Annotated in this window: 19 protein-coding genes; 3 read left to right on the top strand and 16 right to left on the bottom strand. The window is 66.1% G+C overall.

Features of this window, described 5'->3' with window-relative positions; all coding sequences use genetic code 11:
- The 6 genes from ABIC51_RS31125 to ABIC51_RS31150 all read right to left on the bottom strand — a co-directional run.
- Positions 1–236 (bottom strand): ATP-binding cassette domain-containing protein (locus tag ABIC51_RS31125; protein WP_354006769.1); only part of this gene is annotated, 236 nt, incomplete at its 3' end.
- Positions 233–910, bottom strand: coding sequence for a glutamate/aspartate ABC transporter permease GltK (gltK, locus tag ABIC51_RS31130; protein ID WP_027788373.1), 678 nt, complete (start codon positions 908–910; stop codon positions 233–235). The genes ABIC51_RS31125 and gltK, both read right to left, overlap by 4 nt.
- On the bottom strand, positions 910–1650 hold the full coding sequence (locus tag ABIC51_RS31135; protein ID WP_027788374.1) for an amino acid ABC transporter permease: 741 nt from the start codon (positions 1648–1650) through the stop codon (positions 910–912). The genes gltK and ABIC51_RS31135 overlap by 1 nt, the downstream gene beginning before the upstream one ends.
- An 84-nt stretch (positions 1651–1734) precedes the next feature.
- Positions 1735–2628, bottom strand: coding sequence for a glutamate/aspartate ABC transporter substrate-binding protein (locus ABIC51_RS31140; protein ID WP_027788375.1), 894 nt, complete (start codon positions 2626–2628; stop codon positions 1735–1737).
- A 218-nt stretch (positions 2629–2846) separates the two neighbouring features.
- Entirely contained in the window at positions 2847–4133 is a 1287-nt protein-coding gene (locus ABIC51_RS31145) for a Glu/Leu/Phe/Val family dehydrogenase (protein ID WP_175897915.1), read from the bottom strand.
- Between the two features lie 278 nt (positions 4134–4411).
- The gene (locus ABIC51_RS31150; RefSeq protein ID WP_027788376.1) at positions 4412–5365 is read right to left on the bottom strand and encodes a LysR substrate-binding domain-containing protein; all 954 of its coding nucleotides are present in this window, start codon (positions 5363–5365) and stop codon (positions 4412–4414) included.
- Positions 5366–5595: 230 nt separating this feature from the next.
- Between ABIC51_RS31150 and purB the strand changes: the two genes are divergently transcribed.
- Positions 5596–6984, top strand: coding sequence for an adenylosuccinate lyase (purB, locus tag ABIC51_RS31155; protein WP_027788377.1), 1389 nt, complete (start codon positions 5596–5598; stop codon positions 6982–6984).
- 75 nt (positions 6985–7059) lie between these two features.
- On the opposite strand, the gene ABIC51_RS31160 is transcribed toward purB, so the two are convergent.
- Positions 7060–8481, bottom strand: a complete 1422-nt coding sequence (locus tag ABIC51_RS31160) for an NAD(P)/FAD-dependent oxidoreductase (protein WP_226129128.1) — start codon at positions 8479–8481, stop codon at positions 7060–7062.
- Positions 8482–8757: 276 nt separating this feature from the next.
- Between ABIC51_RS31160 and ABIC51_RS31165 the strand changes: the two genes are divergently transcribed.
- Positions 8758–9405 carry a TetR/AcrR family transcriptional regulator gene (locus ABIC51_RS31165; protein WP_027788379.1) on the top strand — a complete coding sequence of 216 codons (648 nt, stop codon included), beginning with the start codon at positions 8758–8760 and terminating at the stop codon, positions 9403–9405.
- A 73-nt stretch (positions 9406–9478) separates the two neighbouring features.
- Here the strand turns inward: ABIC51_RS31165 and ABIC51_RS31170 are convergent, their stop codons facing one another.
- The 4 genes from ABIC51_RS31170 to edd form a co-directional block, all read right to left on the bottom strand.
- Positions 9479–9982 (bottom strand): gluconokinase, encoded by a 504-nt coding sequence (locus ABIC51_RS31170; protein ID WP_027788380.1) that lies wholly within the window; start codon positions 9980–9982, stop codon positions 9479–9481.
- A gap of 13 nt (positions 9983–9995) precedes the next feature.
- Positions 9996–11357, bottom strand: a complete 1362-nt coding sequence (locus ABIC51_RS31175) for a GntP family permease (protein ID WP_027788381.1) — start codon at positions 11355–11357, stop codon at positions 9996–9998.
- A gap of 220 nt (positions 11358–11577) precedes the next feature.
- Positions 11578–12204 (bottom strand): bifunctional 4-hydroxy-2-oxoglutarate aldolase/2-dehydro-3-deoxy-phosphogluconate aldolase, encoded by a 627-nt coding sequence (eda, locus tag ABIC51_RS31180; protein WP_175897917.1) that lies wholly within the window; start codon positions 12202–12204, stop codon positions 11578–11580.
- Positions 12205–12223: 19 nt separating this feature from the next.
- Positions 12224–14080, bottom strand: a complete 1857-nt coding sequence (gene edd / locus ABIC51_RS31185; RefSeq protein ID WP_175897918.1) for a phosphogluconate dehydratase — start codon at positions 14078–14080, stop codon at positions 12224–12226.
- Between the two features lie 294 nt (positions 14081–14374).
- Here edd and ABIC51_RS31190 point away from each other — a divergent pair, with 294 nt between their 5' ends.
- The gene (locus ABIC51_RS31190) at positions 14375–15223 is read left to right on the top strand and encodes a MurR/RpiR family transcriptional regulator (protein ID WP_021158790.1); all 849 of its coding nucleotides are present in this window, start codon (positions 14375–14377) and stop codon (positions 15221–15223) included.
- Positions 15224–15319: 96 nt separating this feature from the next.
- Here ABIC51_RS31190 and ABIC51_RS31195 read toward each other — a convergent pair whose 3' ends face one another.
- The 5 genes from ABIC51_RS31195 to leuS form a co-directional block, all read right to left on the bottom strand.
- Positions 15320–15742 (bottom strand): CopD family protein, encoded by a 423-nt coding sequence (locus tag ABIC51_RS31195; RefSeq protein WP_011350935.1) that lies wholly within the window; start codon positions 15740–15742, stop codon positions 15320–15322.
- Between the two features lie 19 nt (positions 15743–15761).
- Complete coding sequence (locus tag ABIC51_RS31200) at positions 15762–17033, bottom strand: glutamate-5-semialdehyde dehydrogenase (protein WP_354006770.1); 1272 nt, start codon at positions 17031–17033, stop codon at positions 15762–15764.
- 135 nt (positions 17034–17168) lie between these two features.
- Positions 17169–18263 carry a DNA polymerase III subunit delta gene (holA, locus tag ABIC51_RS31205; RefSeq protein WP_027788384.1) on the bottom strand — a complete coding sequence of 365 codons (1095 nt, stop codon included), beginning with the start codon at positions 18261–18263 and terminating at the stop codon, positions 17169–17171.
- Positions 18264–18281: 18 nt separating this feature from the next.
- Complete coding sequence (locus tag ABIC51_RS31210; protein ID WP_027788385.1) at positions 18282–18836, bottom strand: LPS-assembly lipoprotein LptE; 555 nt, start codon at positions 18834–18836, stop codon at positions 18282–18284.
- Positions 18837–18874: 38 nt separating this feature from the next.
- Positions 18875–21469, bottom strand: coding sequence for a leucine--tRNA ligase (gene leuS, locus ABIC51_RS31215; protein WP_059697827.1), 2595 nt, complete (start codon positions 21467–21469; stop codon positions 18875–18877).
- Between the last annotated feature and the right edge of the window lie 258 nt (positions 21470–21727).

The following is a 21727-nucleotide window of genomic DNA, read 5'->3' on the forward strand; positions in this document are numbered from 1 at the left end:
ACCTTCGAGCGCAGCTTCGACAGGTTCGTCTTCTTGTCGCCGACCGACTGGCCGTTCACGAGGATCTCGCCCTGCTGGAACGGCTCGAGACCGTTCACGGTCTTGATCAGCGTCGACTTGCCGGAACCCGACGGGCCGCACACGACGACCACTTCGCCTTTCTTGACCTCGGTCGTGCAGTCGGTGAGGACCTGAAACTGGCCGTACCACTTCGAAACGTTCTTGATGGAAATCATCTTGTGACCTTTTTCTGGAGACCCTTGACGAGAGCAGACGCCAACGAGCAAATCACGAAATAACATGCGCCGGCGAACAGGACCATCTCGACGGTCGTGCCGTCGCGATCGCCGATGTTGGCGGCCGTGCGGAAGAAGTCCGCGAGGCTGATCACGTACACGAGCGACGTATCCTGGAACAGGACGATCGCCTGCGTGAGCAGCAGCGGCACCATCGCGCGGAACGCCTGCGGCAGGATCACGAGGCGCATCGCCTGCGCGTAGTTCATGCCGAGCGCGAACGCGGCGTTCACCTGCCCGCGCGGCACCGCCTGGATACCGGCGCGGATGATCTCGGAATAATACGCGGCTTCGAACAGCGAGAACGCGACCATCGCCGATGCAAGCCGGATGTCGATCGTCGGCGACAGCCCGAGCACGCCCTGCAGCACCTGCGGCACGATCAGGAAGAACCACAGCAGCACCATCACGAGCGGGATCGAGCGGAACACCGTCACGTACGCCTTCGCGAACCACGCGAGCGGCTTCACGCCGGACAGCCGCAGCAGCGCCAGCAGCGTGCCCCAGACGATGCCGACGACGATCGCGATCAGCGTGATCTTGAACGTGACGATCGCGCCCGTCCACAGCGTCGGTATCGCGCCGGGAATACTACTCCAGTCGAACTGATGCATCACTTGCCTCCGATATAGCCGGGCAGCCGCGTGCGGCCTTCGATCCAGCGCATGAACGCCATCACGACGAGGTTGATGATCACGTAGGCGAGCGTCACCGCGATGAAGGATTCATACGTCTGCGCGGTGTAGTCGACGAGCTGGCGCGCTTGCGCGGACAGGTCGAGCAGGCCGATCGTCGACGCGACCGCGGAGTTCTTGAAGATATTCAGGAATTCCGACGTAAGCGGCGGCACGATGATCCGGTACGCGACGGGCAGCAGCACATAGCGGTACGTCTGCCATTGCGTGAAGCCCATCGCGAGGCCGGCGGCGCGCTGGCCCTTCGGCAGCGCGTTGATCCCCGAGCGCACCTGTTCGCACACGCGCGCGCCCGTGAACAGGCCGAGACAGATGATCGACGCGGTGAAGAACTGCGTGGTGGGCGGCAACTGCTTGATCCAGGTGCCGATCGACGCGGGCAGCAGCTCGGGTATCACGAGATACCAGACGAAGAACTGCACGATCAGCGGAATGTTCCGGAAGATCGACACGTACACGGTGCCGATCGCGGACAGCCATTTGTTCGGCACGGTGCGCAGCACGCCGAACAGCGACCCGACGATCAGCGCGATGACCCAGGCGACGAGCGACACTTCGATCGTCACCCAGAAACCGGACATCAGCCATCCGAAATAAGTCGTCGGCTCGCCGGTCGACACGGGGCTCAGGAAGATGCCCCAGTTCCAGTGGTAAGACATGGGCAAGACTCCAGCAAAAAGAGACGGAAGAAGCGTGGCCTCTTCCGTCTCATTAGCGTCATTTCTGCATCAACGGCCGTGCGGTCAGTCGAGCGCCTTGTCGTTCGGGTTCGCGTACAGCTTCTTCATCGAATCGGACAGCGGGAAGTTCAGGTTCAGCCCCTTCGGCGGGATCGGGTTCTCGAACCACTTCGCGTAGATCTTCGCGGCTTCGCCCGACTTCTCGACTTGCGAGATCGCGTCGTCGACGACCTTCTTGAAGTCCGCATCGCCCTTGCGCATCATGCAGCCGTACGCTTCTTCCGATTGCGGCGTGCCGACGATCACCCACTCGCCCGGCTGCTTCGCCTTCGCGCGCTCGCCTGCGAGCAGCGCGTCATCCATCATGAACGCGACCGCGCGGCCCGATTCCAGCGTGTTGAAGGAATCGCCGTGATCCTTCGCGCTGATGATGTTCATGCCGAGTTGCTTGTCGTTGTTCATCTTGCGCAGCAGGCGCTCCGACGTCGTGCCGGCAGTCGTCACGACCGTCTTGCCCTTCAGGTCGGCGAAATCCTTGACGCCCGAATCCTTCTTCGTCATCAGGCGCGTGCCGATCACGAAGATCGTGTCGGAGAACGCGGCCTGCTGCTGACGCTCGGTGTTGTTGGTCGTCGAGCCGCACTCGATGTCCACCGTGCCGTTCTGCACGAGCGGGATGCGGTTCTGCGACGTGACCGGGATGTTCTTGACCTGCAGGTTCGGCAGGTTCAGCTTCTTCTTCACCGCGTCGACCACCTTCAGCTGGAATTCGCGCGAATAGCCGACAACCTGCTGGTTCTGGTCGTAGTAGGAGAACGGAATCGACGATTCGCGGTGGCCCAGCGAGATCACGCCCGTGTCCTTGATCTTCTTCAGCGTGCCCGTCTCCTGAGCATGCGCGCCGCTTGCGAACGCGCAAAGCGCCGCGACCATCAGGACTGCCTTTTGGTATTTCATTTTGGTCATCTCCTTGGCTAAAACCCGCGCCAGTGTATCAAAGTAATATTTTTGAAAGTACTGTTGTTTACCGCACGTCGCAGCGCCCCTGACAAAGCCTTCCTCCCGGCTCCAGGCGCCCCGAATGCGCGCGCGGGCGATGCCGGATTCGGCACCGCCCGCGAGGGTTCATATCCGCAACCGGGTGGATTGCGTCATGAATGGATCATAGTCAATGATCAGGGGTAGAGGCCACGCATTTCGCGCGCCATCAGGATGCGCTTGCACGCCACGATGAACGCCGCCGTACGCACCGACACCTTGTGCTCTTCCGCGACCGCCCACACGCCGGAGAACGCTTCGCGCATCACGCGCTCGAGACGGTGGTTGATCTCGTCTTCCGTCCAGAAGAAGCTCGAGAAATCCTGCACCCACTCGAAGTACGACACGGTCACGCCGCCCGCATTCGCGATCACGTCGGGGATCACGAGCACGCCGTTCGCGGTCAGGATGTCGTCCGCCGCCGTCGTCGTCGGGCCGTTCGCGCCTTCGACGATGATCTTCGTGCGGATCTTCGCCGCGTTCTTCTCGGTGATCTGGTTTTCCAGTGCCGCCGGGATCAGGATGTCGGTTTCGACCGTCCAGAACTCGTCGTTCGGCATCGGCTCCGCGCCTTCGAAGCCCGCGACGCCGCCCGTGCGGGCAACGTGGTCGAGCAGCTTGTTCGAATCGAGGCCGGCCGGCTGGTAGATCGTGCCCGTGTGATCCTGCACCGCGATCACCTTCGAACCCGCTTCCTGGAACAGCTTCGCCGCGATGCCGCCGACGTTGCCGAAGCCCTGCACCGCGACGCGTGCGCCTTCGATTTCCAGGCCCTTCTTCTTCGCCGCTTCGGAGCCGACGACGAACACGCCGCGGCCCGTTGCTTCCTTGCGGCCGAGCGATCCGCCGAGCGCGATCGGCTTGCCGGTCACGACGCCGGTCGACGTCTGGCCCTGGTTCATCGAGTACGTGTCCATCATCCACGCCATCACCTGTTCGTTGGTGTTGACGTCCGGTGCCGGAATGTCGGTGTTCGGGCCGATGATGATGCCGATTTCGCTGGTGTAGCGGCGCGTGACGCGCTCGAGCTCACCACGCGACAGCTTGCGCGGGTCGACGCGGATGCCGCCCTTCGCGCCGCCGTACGGCACGTTCACTGCTGCGTTCTTCACGGACATCCATGCCGACAGCGCCATCACTTCCGACAGCGTCACGTCCTGGTGGTAGCGCACGCCGCCCTTGCCCGGGCCGCGCGACACGTTGTGCTGCACGCGATAGCCTTCGAAGTGCGCGACGGTACCGTTGTCGAGCTCGATGGGGCAGTCGACGATCAGGATACGCTTCGGACGCTTCAGCGTTTCGAGCCAGCGCGACAGCGAGCCGAGGTACGGTGCGACGCGATCGACCTGCTGAAGGTAGTTGCCCCACGGGCCGAGATCGTCGGCGTGCAGGTAGGACGGGATGGACTGCTGTTGCGAAGACATGGATGCTCCAACGTTCAACGAAGTGCGCACATTGTCGAAAAACCCGTTTTTTTTATCCAATGCCGTTTGCTTATTCGATTATGCGTTTCTTGCATGATCGCGATTTTTCGCAAATCTGCGGTCGATTTGCGCAAGAACGCCCGCGATCGGCCGTGCATCGCGTGCTCGAAAAATCGTGTTGCGCGGGCGCAGGCCGGCCGCCGGGCGGGTGCCCGACTGGCGCCGCAAGCCCGACGACAGCCGGCCGGGCCGGACGATCGACGGTTAACCGCCCACGGTTAACCCGCGGATTCGCGCAGTTCGTCGCGCACGACGTCCCACAACGCACGCACGAGCTTCTGTCGTGGATCGTCGCCCTGCAGCGCGAGCTTGTCGCAGTACAGCCGGATCTCCATCGTCAGCGTGAACGGATGCGCGCCGCCGCGCACCGACCGGTCGAGCCGGATCAGGCGGCCGCCCGCCACCGCATCCTCGACCGCGCTGTGCGGCAAGAACGCGACGCCGTGGCCCGCGAGCGCCATCGCCTTCAGCCCTTCGGCCATGTCGGTTTCATAGACGCGATCGAGGAACAGCGGCGTCGACGCATTCGCGACGATGACCTCCGTCATCCGGCCGAGATACGCGTTCGGCGTATATGACAGGTACGGCACGCGCGCGTCGGCCGTGCCGGGCAGCGTATAGCGCGGCCGCCCCGCGCGGCCCGGCGCCGAGAACGGGCTGATCGGCTCGCTGCCGAGGATCAGCATGTCGTAGCGCGCCGGGTCGAGCGCGACGGGGTGGCTCGGGTGGTGGTAGCCCATCACGAGATCGCAGCCGCCCTCGACGAGCGACAGCACCGCATCGTGCACGTTCAGCGCGCGCAGCCGCGTGTGAACCTGGCCCATCTTCGCCTCGATCCGCTGCAGCCAGCGCGGGAAATACGTGAGCGACAGCGTGTGCGGCACCGCGAACTCGATCGTCGGCACCGGCGCGCCGACGTGGCCGCGCAGCAGCGTGCGCGCCTCGTGCGCCTGCGACAGCATCGTCAGCGCCTGCTCGTAGAAGATCTGCCCGGCCTGCGTCAGCCGCGTCGGATAGACCGAACGATCGATCAATTCGGTCGCGAGCCATGCCTCAAGCGCCTGGATGCGCCGCGAAAACGCCGGCTGCGACACGTGCCGCAGCTCGGCGGACCGGCTAAAGCTGCGCGTTTCCGCGAGCGAAACGAAGTCTTCGAGCCATTTCAGTTCCATGCAGGCGGGCGCGGCGGGCGGCGGTCGGGAAGAAGCCTGCATTCTACCGGCGGGCGGGCCCGGCCGGCGGCCGCGCAAGCGGCCCGGCGCGCTGCCGGATGCGGGCGCCGGCATGGCGTCGGCACGCGGCGGCGGCAGCTCGCCGGGCGCGGCCGGAATCGTCCCGCGCCGATGGTAAAATGCCGGATTCTCCCTCCTCGCTCGACCCGGCCCTCAAAGCCCGCCCGATCATGTCCGACACTCGTCCCGATACGCTTTTCGCCCTCACCGCGCTCTCGCCCATCGACGGCCGCTACGCCAGCAAGACCGAAGCGCTGCGCGACTGGCTCTCCGAAGCCGCCTTCATGCGCCACCGTGTCACCGTCGAGGTGCACTGGCTGATCGCGCTGTCGCGCGCCGGCTTCGCGGAAGTCCCGCGCTTCTCGGAAGCCTCCGAGCAGTTCCTGCTGCAGCTCGCCGAGCGCTTCACCGCCCACGACGCCGCGCGCATCAAGGAAATCGAGCGCGTGACGAACCACGACGTGAAGGCCGTCGAATACTGGCTGAAGGAATCGGTGAAGGGCCAGGAAGAACTCGAAAAGGCCAGCGAATTCATCCACTTCGCGTGCACGTCCGAGGACATCAACAACACGTCGCACGGGATGATGCTCGCCGGCGCGCGCACGCACGTAATCGTGCCGGCGCTGCGCACGGTCCACCAGCGCCTCGTCGCGCTCGCGCACGCGCTGGCCGACCAGCCGATGCTGTCGCGCACGCACGGCCAGCCGGCCAGCCCGACGACGCTCGGCAAGGAACTCGCGAACGTCGCGGCCCGTCTCGACCGCGCGATCGCGCGCATCGAGAAGGTCGAGATCCTCGGCAAGATGAACGGCGCGGTCGGCAACTTCAACGCGCACCTGTCCGCGTATCCGGAATTCGACTGGGAAGCGTTCTCGCGCGACGTGATCGAGAACCGCCTGAAGCTCACGTTCAACCCGTACACGATCCAGATCGAGCCGCACGACTACATGGCCGAGCTGTTCGACGCGGTCGCACGCGCGAACACGATCCTGCTCGACCTCGACCGCGACGTGTGGGGCTACATCTCGGTCGGCTACTTCAAGCAGAAGACGAAGGCCGGCGAGATCGGCTCGTCGACGATGCCGCACAAGGTCAACCCGATCGACTTCGAGAACTCGGAAGGCAACCTCGGCCTCGCGAACGCGACACTGCGCCACCTCGCCGACAAGCTGCCGGTGTCGCGCTGGCAGCGCGACCTGACCGACTCGACGGTACTGCGCAACATGGGCGTCGCGCTCGGCTACTCGCTGCTCGCATACGACTCGCTGATCCGCGGCCTCGACAAGCTCGAAGTGAACCCGCAGCGCCTGAACGAAGATCTCGACAACTGCTGGGAAGTGCTCGCCGAGCCGGTGCAGACGGTGATGCGCCGCTACGGCATCGAGAACCCGTACGAGCAGCTGAAGGAACTGACGCGCGGCAAGGGCATCACGCGCGAAGCGCTGCAGGAATTCGTCGGCACGCTCGCGATTCCGCAGGACGCGAAGGATCGCCTGCTCGCGATGACGCCTGCGTCGTACATCGGCAAGGCCGTCGAACTCGCGAAGCGGATCGCGTAAGCGCCCGTCTCCGTACGTAAAAAAAGCCCGATGCGAGCAATCGCATCGGGCTTTTTCATGGCGTGCCGCGTCCGCTCAGAACGAAATCATCCGCCCCGGATTGAGCGCGCTCATCACGCTCATCGCAGCCTTCGCGGCCGGGATCGCGATCGGCGACAACTGGCGGCCGAGCGGAATCGCGCGATGGTCGATGCCGGTCAGCATCGAGAAATCGTCGTTGCGTCCGACGAAATCGTCGCAGATCGCCTTGCCGATCCGCACCGTCTGCGCGACGCCGTGGCCGCTCCAGCCCTGCACCATGTACATCGGCACGCGGCCGTCGGTCTTGCGGCTGTCGGTCGCGCCGTTCAGCGTGAAGTCGCTGACGCCGCTCCAGCAATAATCGAGCGCGAACTGGCCGTCGACCTGCGGGAACACCGTGTTCAGCCGCGTCAGCAGATACGCGTTGACGTCGGGCTGCGCCCAGCACGTGCCGGTGCCCTGCCCGCCGAACAGCAGGCGGTTGCCGCGTACCGGCCGGTAGTAGTCGATCTGGAACTGCGTGTCGTACACGGGCATGCCGGCCGGCATCAGCGTCGCGACGTCGACGTCGAGCGGCGCCGTCACGCTCACATAGGTAAAGAACGGCACGGTCGTCGCGGCGCCGTCGTCGAGCAGCCGGAACGTCGTGTTGTGCAGCGCGAGCACGACGCCCTTGCGTGCGGTGATCGTGCCGCCCGGCGTCGTCGCGACGACGCCCGCGGGCGTCTCGTCGAGCTCGAGTACCTCGGTGCCTTCGTACAGCGTGCCGCCGTTAAGGCGGAAACCGTGGACGAGCCCGCGCACCAGTGCGAGCGGATGGATCTGCCCGCCGATCGCATCGATCGCCGCGCCGTGGTACAGCCCCGAACGCACGTATTCGTCGTGCAACTGATGGCGGCCGACGAGCGTCACGCCCGCGTCGCCGAGATGACGGCGCGCATCCGCGCCGTCCAGCAGCGCACTCATGTGGCCGGGGTGGACGGCCGCCGTGATGTGCCCGCGTTTGCGGTCAAGCTCGAGCGCGTAACGCGCACCGATCGTATCGATCAGGTCCATCGATTCGGCCGACGCGAAGCGCCACAGCCGCTTCGCGTCGTCGTGCGACAGGTGGTCGATCATGTCGGCCGCTTCCCAGCGCGCGAGGCCGGGCGTCAGTTGCCCACCGTTGCGGCCCGATGCGGCCGAGCCGACGTGGTGCTTGTCGACGAGGATCGTGTCGACGCCCGCTTCGGCGAGATGCAGTGCGGCCGATGCGCCGAGCAGACCCGCGCCGATCACGAGCACGTCGCATACCGCGTCGTGCGTGAGCGGCGCGGTGTTTTCATGGCGCGACAGCGACGCCTCGTACCAGTTCGCCGGGCGCTCGCCGTCGTGGCGGGCCGGATCGCACCAGTTCCAGTTGTCTTTTTCGATGTTCAGTTGCGTTTGCTCGAAACGCGATTCGCCCTGGATCAGGGGTTGATTGTTGAAAGTCATGATTGCACTTGCATGGTCTTGGGCCGCCTGTCGAAGAGCCTTCTGGCTTTGCGTGTGGGGCAGCCGGTTCCACATGGGTGTCAACGAGAAAAGGGGCGCGATGGCCCGTGTTGACGGCGGACACGCTCGTGCCGCCTGGATCCCGGACTGTGCGAAAGCACGTATTGAAAGGTGCCGGGACACCCAATTTCTACACCGCAGAAATAATTCTACAGTGTAGAATCTGCTTTCGTCAAGTTTACAGCCGGTGCCGCACCGGCACACCGGCCCGTATCGATGAAAGACAAACCCGCCCAGGGCCCGCGCGGCCTCGACAAGGATGCGATCGTCGCGGCAGCGCTCGCGCTGCTCGAAGACGTCGGCGAAGCCGCGTTCAGCGTGCGCAAGCTCGCGCAGTCGGTCGGCTGCGACCCGATGAGCGTGCTGTACCACTTCAAGTCGAAGGAAGGCCTGAGCCGCGCGATCGCGAACGCGCTGTCGCGCTCGCTCGTGCCGGTCGACGCCACCCTGCCGTGGCGCGAACGGCTGCGAGACCTCGCGCGCCAGTACCGCGCGCTCGCGCTGCGCTACCCGGCCGCGTTCGCACTGCTGCAGCGGCACATGAGTACCGGGCCGGCCGATCTCGCGCACATCGAGGCCGTGCATCGCGCGCTGGCCGACGCCGGCATCCCGCGCGCGGCGCTGCCATCGGTTTGCGTCGGCTGGTATGCGAGCGTGATCGGGCTTGCCGCGGCCGAAGCCGGCGGCCTCACGCGCGCCGCGAACGACGTCGAGCTCGCGGAAATGGAGGCGCTGTCGGACGCCGCGCATCCGCTCGTCAAGGCGGCCGCCCCGCTCTACGCGCAGCTCGATCCGGCAGCCGTGCACGACACGATGCTCGACGTGCTGCTCGACGGCATCGCGAAACAGGCGCCCACGGCCTGACCGGCCCGCCGGCCACCAACGCAAAAGGCGCCCCTCGGGGCGCCTTTTGCGTGATGAATGCAGCGAACCGCGCTCAGTGCTGCTGCGCGATGCCGATCTTCAGCATGACCTGATCGACGATCTGTTCGGGCGTCAGCTCGATGCTGACCTCGATCGCTTCGTCCGGGCCCGGCTCCTCGAGCGTGTCGAGCTGGCTCTTCAGCAGCGACGGATCGAAGAAATGGCCGGTGCGGCTCTTCAGGCGCTCGTGCAGCACCTCGAACGAACCCTTCAGATACACGAACCGCACGTCGGTGTCGGTGCCGCGCAGCACGTCGCGGTACGACCGCTTCAGCGACGAGCACGTGAACACGGCCGTCTCGCCCGCGCGCTGCTTTTCCTCGATGGCCGCGCGGATCGTGCGCAGCCACGGCCAGCGGTCGTCGTCGGTCAGCGGAATGCCGTGGTGCATCTTTTCCTTGTTCGCCGCGCTGTGAAACGCGTCGCCGTCGGTATAGCTGCACGACAGGCGTTCCGCCAGCATTTCGCCGATTCGCGACTTGCCCGCGCCCGACACGCCCATTGCGATCAGAATCATTGACTACCCCTTGTTACAAAACCATGCTCAGCAGCAGCGTGAAGCTCAGGCCGAGAATCGAGATGATCGTTTCGAGCAGCGTCCAGGTCTTGAACGTCTGGCCGACCGTCATCCCGAAATATTCCTTGATCAGCCAGAAGCCGCCGTCGTTCACGTGCGAGAAGATCAGCGAGCCCGAGCCCGTTGCGAGCACCAGCAGTTCCGGACGGACCGCCGCCCCCGATGCCGCCGCGATCGGCGCGACGATGCCGCAGGCCGTCGTCATCGCGACCGTTGCCGAGCCCGTGGCCAGACGAATCAGCGCGGCGACGAACCAGCCGAGCAGCAGCGGCGACAGGTGCGCCTGCGTGGCCGTTGCGACGATCTGCTGCGAGATCCCGCTATCACGCAGGATACCGCCAAAGCCGCCGCCCGCGCCGACGATCAGCGTGATCCCGGCGATCGGCGCCAGGCACTCGCCGCAGAACTTCTGGATCTGGTCGCGGTTGAAGCCCTGCAGCTTGCCGAACGTGAAGAAGCTCACGAGCACGGCGATCAGCAGCGCGACGTCCGAGTTGCCGGCAAAGCGCAGCAGGTTGTTCGGCAGCGTCTTCGGCGCGAACAGCAGGTCGGCCCAGCTGCCGACCAGCATCAGGATCACCGGCAGCAGGATCGTGAACAGCGTGATGCCGAAGCCCGGCAGTTCGCGCTTCTTGCCTTCGGTATGCGTGTCGACGAATTGCGCGGCGAGCGGGTTGTTCTCCGGCAGCTTCACGAACTTCGAGATCGTCAGCGCGAACAGCGGGCCCGCGACGATCGCGGTCGGCACGCCGACGATCAGGCCGAATGCGATCGTCTTGCCGATATCGGCGCCGTACTGCTGGACCGCGAGCAGCGCGGCCGGGTGCGGCGGGATCAGCCCGTGCACGACCGACAGGCCGGCCACCATCGGCAGGCCGACGACGAGCAGCGACTTGCCGGTGCGCTTCGCGACGTTGAACGCGATCGGGATCAGCAGCACGAAGCCGACTTCGAAGAACACCGGCAGGCCGACGATGATCGCGACGAACATCATCGCCCAGTGGATGTTCTTTTCACCGAACCAGTCGATCAGCGTGGTCGCGATCCGTTCGGCGCCGCCCGATTCGGCCATCATCTTGCCGAGCATCGTGCCGAGGCCGACGACGATCGCGATGTGGCCGAGCGTATTGCCGTTGCCCGTCTCGAACGACTTGACGATCTTGTCCATCGGCATCCCGACCACCAGGCCGAGGCCGAGCGACACGATGATGAGCACCAGGAACGGATAGATCTTGAACCGCGCGATCATCACGATCAACGCCACGATCGCGATCACGGTATAGATGAGCAGCATGCTGCCTTGGACAGCCCCCATGTGGACTCCTCCTTGGGATTATTCGAACCGGGCGGATCGTTGCGAGTATGCCCGGCTATGCAGGTCTCCGAAACAGCGGGGAGACCCCCACCGTCAGGACGCTGAATTTTACTTATCTTTACGGTTCGCGGATAGAACCGGTTCCATCAGCAAAAACCCTCGGTAAAACAAGCACTAAGCGCTTGCCTTCCGAGGGTCAAACCGTCATTCCGTACAAGTCTTAACGGGGCAGCTGGCTCGCAGCTTGTGCGAGGCGCGTGACTTCGGCCCAGTCCTGCGCGGCGAGCGCAGCCTTCGGCGTGAGCCACGAGCCGCCGACGCACACCACGTTCGGCAGCTTCAGGAAATTCGGGGCGGTTTCGACTGTGATGCCGCCGGTCGGGCAGAACTTCAGCGCCGGGAACGGGCCGTGGAACGCCTGCAGCATCGGCACGCCGCCCGCTTGTTGAGCGGGGAAGAACTTCACGATCTCGTAGCCGAATTCGAGTGCCTGGATGATGTCGCTCGGCGTCATCACGCCCGGCAGCAGCGGCAGGCCCGCGTCGAGCGACGCGAGGTGCAGCTCTTTCGTCAGGCCCGGCGACACGCCGAACTTCGCGCCCGCGCGCTTCGCCTGCTCGCAATGCTCGGGCTTCGTGATCGTGCCGACGCCGACGACGATGTCGTCCGCGAGCTGGCTCGCGCGCTGGATCGCTTCCAGGCCGGCCGGCGTGCGCAGCGTGATCTCGAGTACCTTCACGCCGCCCGCGTGCAACGCGCGCGACACGTGTTCACCCTGGTCGACCGAGTCGAATGCGAGCACCGGGATGACCGGGCCCAGCTTCACGATTTCAGCAATCGTCTTCATTGAATTGGCTCCTTGAAATTCATGCGGCGACGTGGGCGGCCGATTCGCCGACCAGCGCGCCGAATACCGATGCGCCCTGCTCGGCCGGCGCCGCGGCCGCGCGGAACACGCCGAACAGTTCGCGCCCGAAACCGACCTCGTTCTCGGCCTGGTGCTGCGGCTGCGCGACCGGGCGCGCCTGCCACTCGGCGGCGTCGACCTCGATGTCGAGCACGCCGGCTTCGGCGTCGATCACGAGCGTATCGCCCGTCTTCACCTTGCCGAGCGGGCCGGCCAGCAGCGCTTCCGGCGACACGTGGATCACGGCCGGCACCTTGCCCGACGCACCCGACATGCGGCCGTCGGTGACGAGCGCGACGTGGAAGCCCTGATCCTGCAGCACGCCGAGCAGCGGCGTCAAACGGTGCAGCTCGGGCATCCCGTTCGCGCGCGCGCCCTGGAAGCGCACGACCGCGACGAAATCGCGCTTCAGCTCGCCGCGATCGAAGGCTTCCTGCACGGCCTCCTGCGAATCGAACACGATCGCGGGCGCCGTCACCTTGCGGTGCTCGGGCGCGACCGCCGAAATCTTGATCACGCCGCGGCCGAGCCGGCCCTGCATCAGGCGCAGGCCGCCGTCCGGCTGGAACGGGTCGCGGATGCCGCGCAGCACCTTCGTGTCGTGGCTCTCGGCCGCGCCGTCGACCCACGTCAGCTTGCCGTCGATCAGCTTCGGCTCCTTCGTGTAGTGCGACAGGCCCTTGCCCGCGACGGTCGTCACGTCTTCATGCAGCAGCCCGCCTTCGAGCAGGTTGCGCACCAGGAAGGCCACGCCGCCCGCCGCGTGGAAGTGGTTCACGTCGGCCTTGCCGTTCGGGTAGATCTTCGCGAGCAGCGGCACGACGGCCGACAGTTCGTCGAAGTCGTTCCAGTCGATCAGGATGCCGGCCGCGCGTGCGATCGCGACGAGGTGCAGCGTGTGGTTGGTCGAGCCGCCCGTCGCGAGCAGCGCGACGATCCCGTTGACGATCGCCTTCTCGTCGATCACATGGCCGATCGGCGTGTAGTGGCCGCGTTCGACGGTCAGGTCGAGCACGCGGCGCGCGGCCTCGGCCGTCAGCGCGGTGCGCAGCGGCGTGTGCGGATGAACGAATGCCGAGCCCGGCAGGTGCAACCCCATCAGCTCCATCAGCATCTGGTTGCTGTTCGCGGTGCCGTAGAACGTGCAGGTGCCGTGGCCGTGATACGCGGCCGATTCGGCTTCGAGCAGTGCGTCGCGGCCGACCTGGCCGGTCGCGAACTGCTGGCGGATCTTCGCCTTGTCGTCGTTCGACAGGCCGCTCGTCATCGGGCCGGCCGGCACGAAGATCGTCGGCAGGTGGCCGAACTGCAGCGCGCCGATCAGCAGGCCCGGCACGATCTTGTCGCAGATGCCGAGGCAGAGCGCCGCGTCGAACATGTTGTGCGTGAGCGCGATCGCCGTGCCCATCGCGATTGCCTCGCGCGAGAACAGCGACAGCTCCATCCCCGGGTTGCCCTGCGTGACGCCGTCGCACATCGCCGGCACGCCGCCCGCGAACTGCGCGACGCCGCCGTTCTCGCGCGCGGCCGCCTTGATGATCTCGGGGAAATCCTTGTACGGCGCGTGCGCGGACAGCATCTCGTTGTACGAGGACACGATGCCGATGTTCGGCTCGCGGATCGCCTTGATCGAGAACTTGTCGTTGCCCTCGAGGCCCGCGAAACCATGCGCGAGGTTCGCGCACGACAGTGCGCCGCGTGCCGGGAACTTGCCCTGCGCGCCGTCGATGCGCTGCAGATAGGCGGAACGGGTCGATTGGCTGCGGGCGATCACGCGTTCGGTGACCTTCGCCAGAGTGGGGTGCAGCGATGTCATGCTGGGCGCTCCTGTATGCCGGCCGACACCGGCGGTTGGAATCGTGGGAACGATCGAGTGCGTCGAACGAACGAAGCCAGTCTAGTAGAAAAACTACAAGCGCGCAATGTCGATCCGCGTGCGCGCAACCCTTATTCCCGCCACCAGCAAGGCTTTACCTAGTGAAAACCCTAATCATCGGTATCCCACGCGCCATGAAATGCCGACAAATCAGCTAGTAATTTGATGTAGATTTTCTACAATTCGATTGCGATACACTCGCTCATCCGAACCCGATTTCTGCCTGCCCGTCCCATGCTGCCCCGCATTGAAGCGATCCGCGCCGAGTTGCGCCCGTCCGAGCGCAAGCTCGCCGACTACATCCTCGCCGCGCCGCGCGAGGTGCTCGACCTCGCGATGACCGAGCTGTCGACGCGCGCGGGCGTCAGCCAGCCAACGATCGCGCGGTTCTGCCAGGCGCTCGGCTGCAGCGGTTTCCGCGAATTCAAGATCCGGCTCGCGCAGAGCGTCGCGCCGGGCGTGTCGTCGGTCTATCGCGACGTCGAGCCCGACGAACCGGCGCCCGGCATCATCGGCAAGGTGTTCGACCGTACGATCGGCGCGCTGATCGAGGTGCGCAACAGCCTGTCGGCCGGCAGCGTCGCCGAAGCGATCGCGCTGCTGTCGAACGCATCGCGGATCGAGTTCTACGGCGCCGGCGGCTCCGGCATCGCCGCGCAGGACATCCAGCACAAGTTCTTCCGGCTCGGCGTGCCGAGCGTCGCGTATTCGGACCCGCACACGTTCTCGATGTCGTCGGCGCTGCTCGGGCCGCACGACGTCGTCGTCGCGATCTCGAACACCGGCCGCACGCGCGACATCGTCGACGCCGCGCGCTCCGCGCTCGCGTGCGGCGCGAAAGTCGTCGCGATCACGCAGAGCCATTCGCCGCTCGCGAAGCTCGCGACGGTGAGCCTCGCGTCGAACGTCGCGGAGGAAACCGACGTGTTCTCGCCGATGACGTCGCGGATGTCGCATCTCGCGATCGGCGACATTCTCGCGGTCGGCGTCGCGCTGTCGCGCGGCCCCGCGCTCATGGAACGGGTCGGCCGCGCGAAGGAGGCGATCACGCGGCGCCGGATCGACGACGGCACGAAGGATTGAGCAGGCGGCAGGCAGCGCGCGCGTAAACGACGAACGGCGCCCCGAGGGGCGCCGTTGCGCAGGGTTCCGCACCGGCAACCGCGCCGGCCGCGCCGCTCAAAACGGCTTGATCACGACCAGCGCGACCGCCGCGAGCATGCCGAGCACCGGCAGCTCGTTGAACACGCGATACCACTTGTCGGTGCGGCGGTTCTCGCCACGCTCGAACACCCGCAGCAGGTGCCCGCAATAGGCGTGATAGACGATGAGCAGCAGCACGACCGTCACCTTCGCGTGGATCCAGCCCTGCCCCTGCCCGATGCCGATCGAAAGCCACAGCCACAACCCGCAGGCCAGCGCCGGCACCGCGATCATCGTCATGAAGCGGAACAGCTTGCGCGCCATCAGCAACAGGCGCCGCACGGCGGCCGGATCGGTTTCCATCGCCAGGTTCACGTAGATGCGCGGCAGGTAGAAGAGCCCCGCGAACCACGCGGCGATCAGAACGATATGGAACGTCTTGACCCAGAGCATCGCCATCGGTTGTGTGCCTCGCTTGTTATTGGCGGCCTTCGCCGTGCCCGAGCACGACGTACTTCAGCGACGTCAGCCCCTCCAGGCCGACGGGGCCGCGTGCATGCAGCTTGTCGTTCGAGATGCCGATTTCCGCGCCGAGGCCGAATTCGAAACCGTCCGCGAAACGCGTCGACGCGTTGACCATCACGCTCGCCGAATCGACTTCGCGCAGGAACCGCATCGCGCGGTCGTGATCCTCGGTGACGATCGCATCCGTGTGATGCGAGCCGTAATGGTTGATGTGCTCGATCGCGGCGTCGAGGCCGTCGACGACCTTGATCGCGAGCACCGGCGCGAGATACTCGGTGTGCCAGTCTTCCTCGGTGGCATCGACGAGCGGGCCGACGCCCGCATCGGCGAGCAACGCGCGCGCGGCCGCATCGACGCGCAGCTCGACCTGCTTGTCGCGATACAGTTTGCCGAGCGGCGGCAGCAGCTTCGCCGCGACACCGCTCGCGACGAGCAGCGTCTCCATCGTGTTGCAGGTGCCGTAGCGGTGCGTCTTCGCGTTGTCGCAGACGGTCAGCGCCTTGCCGAGGTCGGCGCGATCGTCGACGTACACGTGGCAAATGCCGTCGAGGTGCTTGATCATCGGCACGCGCGCCTCGTTGATCAGGCGCTCGATCAGGCTCTTGCCGCCGCGCGGCACGATCACGTCGACGTATTCGGTCATCGTGATCAGCTTGCCGACCGCCGCGCGATCGGCCGTCGCGACGACCTGCACCGCATCCTGCGGCAGGCCGGCGGCTTCGAGCCCTTCGCCGATCAGCTTCGCGAGCGCCGCGTTCGATTCGAGCGCTTCGGAGCCGCCGCGCAGAATCGTCGCGTTGCCCGACTTCAGGCACAGCGCGGCCGCGTCGATCGTCACGTTCGGGCGCGATTCGTAGATGATGCCGATCACGCCGAGCGGCACCCGCATCTGGCCCACCTGGATTCCGCTCGGGCGGTACTTGAGGTTGCCGATCTCGCCGATCGGATCGGCCAGCGACGCAACCTGGCGCAAGCCCTCGACCATCGTCTTCAGCGCCTTGTCCGACAGCGTCAGGCGATCGACGAACGCTGCATCGAGCCCCTTTTCACGGGCACGGGCGACGTCGCGGGCATTCGCGTCCTTCAGTGCCTGCGCGTCGCGTTCGATCGCGCAAGCCACGGCGTCGAGTGCCGCGTTCTTCGCGGCCGTGCTGGCGCGCGCCATCGCGCGGGAAGCGTGCCGGGCGCGACGGCCCAGGTCGGTCATGTACTGATCGATATCCATCGTGTGACTCGAGAAGCGCGCCGCGCTGGGCGGCATGAATTCGTGGGGAAGCGTGGACGGCGGCCGGAGAGCCGCGCCCGTGATCGAAACATTGTATGCGGGTTGCGCAGCGCGCGCTGAAGGCCCGGACGGGACTTAGCGTCGCACGCGACCCGCGGTCGGCGGTCGCTCGCCGCGGGCACCGGCCACCGTCATCGCGAGCTGGAACAGCCCGTCCCACGGATCGGGCGGCGGCTCGTCCTGCGTGCGCCGGCCCGGCACGACGGCCGTGAGCCCCTTGACCTGCCGGTCGAGCTTCGCGGCAAACGCAAGTGCCTTCTCGAGCACGGCTTCCGACACACGGTTCAGCGCGGGGCCGATCAGCCGCTCGCGCGGCCCCCACACGCGGTTCTCGCGCAGCAGCGTCGCCAGCGGCTTGCCGGCCGTCGTGCCGCGCTTGATCCGCAGCAGCGTGCGCAGTTCCTCGACGACGGCCCACATCACCAGCACGATCGCCTCGCCCTCGCCCTTCAGCCCGTCGATCATCCGTGCGAGCCGCGCGGCGTCGCCGGCGAGCATCGCTTCGTTCAGCTTGAAGACGTCGTAACGCGCGACGTTCAGCACCGCGTCGTGCACCTGTTCGAACGACAGCGCGCCCTGCGGATACAGCAGCCCGAGCTTCTGGATTTCCTGGTGCGCGGCGAGCAGGTTGCCTTCGACGCGCTCGGCGATGAACTGCAGCGCGCGCCGCCCGTCCTCGCCGGGCGCGGCGCGCTGGCCCTGCATCGCGAGACGCTGGCCGATCCAGTTCGGCAGCTGCGCGCGGTCGACCGGATCGATCTTCAGCGCGACGCCACCGTTCTGCAGCGCGGTAAACCAGGCGGATTTCTGCGTGGCCGCGTCGAGGCGCGGCAACGTGACGAGCATCAGCGCGTCGGGGTTGGGCGTGGCCGCGAGCGTCTTCAGTGCGTCGGCGCCTTCCTTGCCGGGCTTGCCCGACGGAATGCGCAGCTCGATCAGCTGGCGCTCGCCGAACAGCGACATCGCCTGGGTCGCGCCGAGCAGCACGCTCCAGTCGAAACCGCGCTCGACCGTATGCACCGAACGCTCGGTGAAGCCGGCCGCACGCGCGGCCGCACGAATGCGGTCGCACGCCTCCTGCGCGAGCAGCGGCTCGTCGCCGTACACGGTATAGAGCCCGGCCAACCCCTTCGCGAGGTGCGGCTCCAGTGCATCAAGTCGCAATTGCATCGGTGCGTATGCCGTCGATCAGAGCGGCGGCGGCGGCAACGGCGCGCGCGGCGCGACACCCGGCACCACGTCTTCCGGCGCCGGCGTCAGCGAGTGGACGATCGCGAGACGCCGCATCAGCTGGTCGACCGCGTCGTTCTGCATGTCGCCGTACAGGATGTCGGCTTCCTGCGCCTTCGCGTTCGTGTACTGGTCGCTGTACGTCATCGCGCGATTCAGCGCGATCGCGCTCGGCGGGATCAGCACGGTACCGTCCTTGCTCGTGAGCGTGTAGCTCAGCGTATAGAACAGTGCGTATTCCTGCGCCGAGCCGAACTTGTTGAGCGTCAGCGTATTCTGCCCGCGCGACTCCCACATGCGCAGCACGGCGTCGGCGTCGTCCGCCGACTTGACGATCTTCGTGTCGCTGCCGGCCTCGACGAGGCGCACGAAGCGCGCCTCGACCGGCGCCGGCGCGCCGACGATCAGCAGGTGCTTGAACGCGTAGTCCTGCTGGCCGCGCAACTGGAAGCCGCATGCCGACAGCGCGACCGCGCTGCCGACGGCGAGCATCAAAAACGATCTGCGGATCACCTTCGCTCCTTCTGGGTACGTCCGACGGCCGGCGGCCGTCAGACGACGATGTTCACGAGGCGGCCCGGCACGACGACGATCTTCTTCGCCGGCTTGCCGTCGCTGAACTTCGCGAACGCTTCGTCGGCCACCGCCGCAGCTTCGATCGCCTCGCGGCTCGCGTCCTTCGCGACCTTCAGCGCGCCGCGCACCTTGCCGTTCACCTGCAGCACGAGTTCGATCTCGGCCTGCTCGAGCGCGGCCTCGTCGACCTTCGGCCACGGTGCGTCGAGCAGCGGGCCGAATTCGTCCGCATAGCCGAGCGCCTTCCACAGCTCGAACGTGACGTGCGGCACGACCGGGTACAGCACGCGCAGCAGCACGCCGTACGTTTCGCGCAGCACGCCGGGCGTCGCGCCCTTCGCGCCGTCGATCGCGTTCAGCATCTTCATCGCGGCCGACACGACCGTGTTGTATTGCAGGCGCTGGTAATCGAAATCGGCCTGCTTCAGCACGCTGTAGATTTCGCGGCGCAGCGCCTTGTCGGCTTCGCCGAGCGCGGCCGCATCGAAGCCCGCGCGCGCGGCGAGCGCTTCACGGTTCGTCGCACCGAAGCTCCACACGCGGCGCAGGAAGCGGCTCGCGCCCTCGACGCCCGCGCCCGACCACTCGAGCTGCTGCTCGGGCGGCGCGGCGAACATCGTGAACAGGCGCGCGGTATCGGCACCGTACTGGTCGATCAGCACCTGCGGATCGACACCGTTGTTCTTCGACTTCGACATCTTCTCGATGCCGCCGAGCACGACCGGCTGGCCGTCCGTATTCAGCGTCGCGCCGACCGGGCGGCCCTTGTCGTCGTGCGTGACCGTCACGTCGGCCGGGTTGTACCAGGTCTTCTTGCCGGAAGCGTCTTCACGGTAGAACGTCTCGTTCAGCACCATCCCCTGCGTGAGCAGGTTCTTCGCCGGCTCGCCGAACTTCACGAGGCCGAGGTCGCGCATCACCTTGGTCCAGAAGCGCGAATACAGCAGGTGCAGGATCGCGTGCTCGATGCCGCCGATGTATTGATCCATCGGCATCCAGTAATCGGTGCGCGCGTCGACCATGGTCTCGGCGTCCGGCGCCGTGTAGCGCGAGAAGTACCACGACGAATCGACGAAGGTGTCCATCGTGTCGGTTTCGCGCTTCGCGGCCGCGCCGCACTTCGGGCACGAACAGTTCAGGAACGCTTCCGACTTCGCGAGCGGGTTGCCCGAGCCGTCCGGCACGAGGTCTTCCGGCAGCACGACGGGCAGATCCTGCTCGGGCACCGGCACGTCGCCGCACGACGGGCAGTGGATGATCGGGATCGGCGTGCCCCAGTAGCGCTGGCGCGATACGCCCCAGTCGCGCAGGCGCCACGTGACCTGCTTGTCGCCGAAACCGCCGGCATTCAGGTCGGCCGCGACCGCGTCGACGGCTTCCGTGTAGCGCAGGCCGTCGTACTTGCCGCTGTTCACGCAGACCGCGGTTTCCTTGTCGCCGTACCACTCCTGCCACGCGTCGAGCGAGTACTGCTGGCCTTCGGCCGAGATCACCTGCCTGATCGGCAGGTCGTATTTCTTCGCGAACGCGAAATCGCGCTCGTCGTGGCCCGGCACGCCCATCACCGCGCCTTCGCCATAGCTCATCAGCACGTAGTTGCCGATCCACACCTCGACCGGCTCGCCGGTCAGCGGGTGCGTGACCGAGAAGCCCGTCGCGACGCCCTTCTTCTCCATCGTCGCGACGTCGGCCTCGGCGACACCGCCGCGCTTGCATTCGTCGATGAACGCGAGCAGCTCGGGCTTGTCCTGCGCGAGGCGCGTGGCCAGCGGATGCTCGGCCGCGATCGCGCAGAACGTGACGCCCATGATGGTATCGGCGCGCGTCGTGAACACGCGCAGCAGCTTCTTCTCGCCGTCGAGTTCGTACGGGAAGCCGAAGTTCACGCCGAAGCTCTTGCCGATCCAGTTCTGCTGCATGATCTTCACGCGCTCGGGCCAGCCGAGGCCGTCGAGGTCGTTCAGCAGCTCATCCGCGTACTGCGTGATGCGCAGGTAGTACATCGGGATCTCGCGCTTCTCGACGAGCGCGCCCGAGCGCCAGCCGCGGCCGTCGATCACCTGCTCGTTCGCGAGCACGGTCTGGTCGACCGGGTCCCAGTTCACGGTGCCCGTCTTCTTGTACGCGATGCCCTTCTCGAGCATCTTCAGGAACAGCCACTGGTTCCACTTGTAGTAGTCCGGCTTGCACGTCGCGATCTCGCGCGACCAGTCGATCGCGAGGCCCATCGACTGCATCTGGCCCTTCATGTAGTCGATGTTGTCGTAGGTCCACTTCGCGGGCGGCACGCCGTTCGCCATCGCGGCGTTCTCGGCCGGCATCCCGAACGCGTCCCAGCCCATCGGCATCAGCGTGTTGTAGCCGTTCATCCGCAGATAGCGGTACATCACGTCGTTGATCGTGTAGTTGCGCACGTGACCCATGTGCAGCTTGCCGGACGGGTACGGCAGCATCGATACGCAGTAGAACTTCGGCTTCTGCGAATCTTCCTGCGTCTTGTAGGCATCGGCTGCGCGCCAGTCGCCCTGGGCGGCGGCTTCGACGTCGGCGGGTACGTATCTCTCGTGCATGGTGTGGTTCGGACTAGGCTTTAAGCGGCGCGACGGCGCGCGCAGGAGTGGATCGAAAATCGTGCTTGCCCGGCGGACCGGCAGGTTCGCTGTTGCCGGACCTGTTCACGGTTTCCGGGAATTTTCCGGGCAACCCGCAGCATGCCCGGGTAGCCTGGAAAATTCCGGGTTACCTGAAAAGAGCCTGCCAACCGGGAAAAACGTTGATTATACCGCCCGCGCCGGCCCATTCGACCGGTCTTGCGGCGGGCGGCCCGA

It is taken from the genome of Burkholderia sp. 572, from assembly GCF_040545135.1.
GTDB lineage: Bacteria > Pseudomonadota > Gammaproteobacteria > Burkholderiales > Burkholderiaceae > Burkholderia > Burkholderia cepacia.

Coding starts and splice junctions, on each gene's coding strand:
- ABIC51_RS31175 (WP_027788381.1), bottom strand. CDS start 11,357: ATGGGGGCTGTCCAAGGCAGCATGCTGCTCATCTATACCGTGATCGCG.
- gltK (WP_027788373.1), bottom strand. CDS start 910: ATGCATCAGTTCGACTGGAGTAGTATTCCCGGCGCGATACCGACGCTG.
- ABIC51_RS31145 (WP_175897915.1), bottom strand. CDS start 4,133: ATGTCTTCGCAACAGCAGTCCATCCCGTCCTACCTGCACGCCGACGAT.
- ABIC51_RS31170 (WP_027788380.1), bottom strand. CDS start 9,982: ATGATTCTGATCGCAATGGGCGTGTCGGGCGCGGGCAAGTCGCGAATC.
- eda (WP_175897917.1), bottom strand. CDS start 12,204: ATGAAGACGATTGCTGAAATCGTGAAGCTGGGCCCGGTCATCCCGGTG.
- ABIC51_RS31150 (WP_027788376.1), bottom strand. CDS start 5,365: ATGGAACTGAAATGGCTCGAAGACTTCGTTTCGCTCGCGGAAACGCGC.
- leuS (WP_059697827.1), bottom strand. CDS start 21,469: ATGCACGAGAGATACGTACCCGCCGACGTCGAAGCCGCCGCCCAGGGC.
- ABIC51_RS31195 (WP_011350935.1), bottom strand. CDS start 15,742: ATGGCGATGCTCTGGGTCAAGACGTTCCATATCGTTCTGATCGCCGCG.
- ABIC51_RS31160 (WP_226129128.1), bottom strand. CDS start 8,481: ATGACTTTCAACAATCAACCCCTGATCCAGGGCGAATCGCGTTTCGAG.
- holA (WP_027788384.1), bottom strand. CDS start 18,263: ATGCAATTGCGACTTGATGCACTGGAGCCGCACCTCGCGAAGGGGTTG.
- ABIC51_RS31200 (WP_354006770.1), bottom strand. CDS start 17,033: ATGGATATCGATCAGTACATGACCGACCTGGGCCGTCGCGCCCGGCAC.
- ABIC51_RS31190 (WP_021158790.1), top strand. CDS start 14,375: ATGCTGCCCCGCATTGAAGCGATCCGCGCCGAGTTGCGCCCGTCCGAG.
- edd (WP_175897918.1), bottom strand. CDS start 14,080: ATGACATCGCTGCACCCCACTCTGGCGAAGGTCACCGAACGCGTGATC.
- purB (WP_027788377.1), top strand. CDS start 5,596: ATGTCCGACACTCGTCCCGATACGCTTTTCGCCCTCACCGCGCTCTCG.
- ABIC51_RS31140 (WP_027788375.1), bottom strand. CDS start 2,628: ATGAAATACCAAAAGGCAGTCCTGATGGTCGCGGCGCTTTGCGCGTTC.
- ABIC51_RS31135 (WP_027788374.1), bottom strand. CDS start 1,650: ATGTCTTACCACTGGAACTGGGGCATCTTCCTGAGCCCCGTGTCGACC.
- ABIC51_RS31165 (WP_027788379.1), top strand. CDS start 8,758: ATGAAAGACAAACCCGCCCAGGGCCCGCGCGGCCTCGACAAGGATGCG.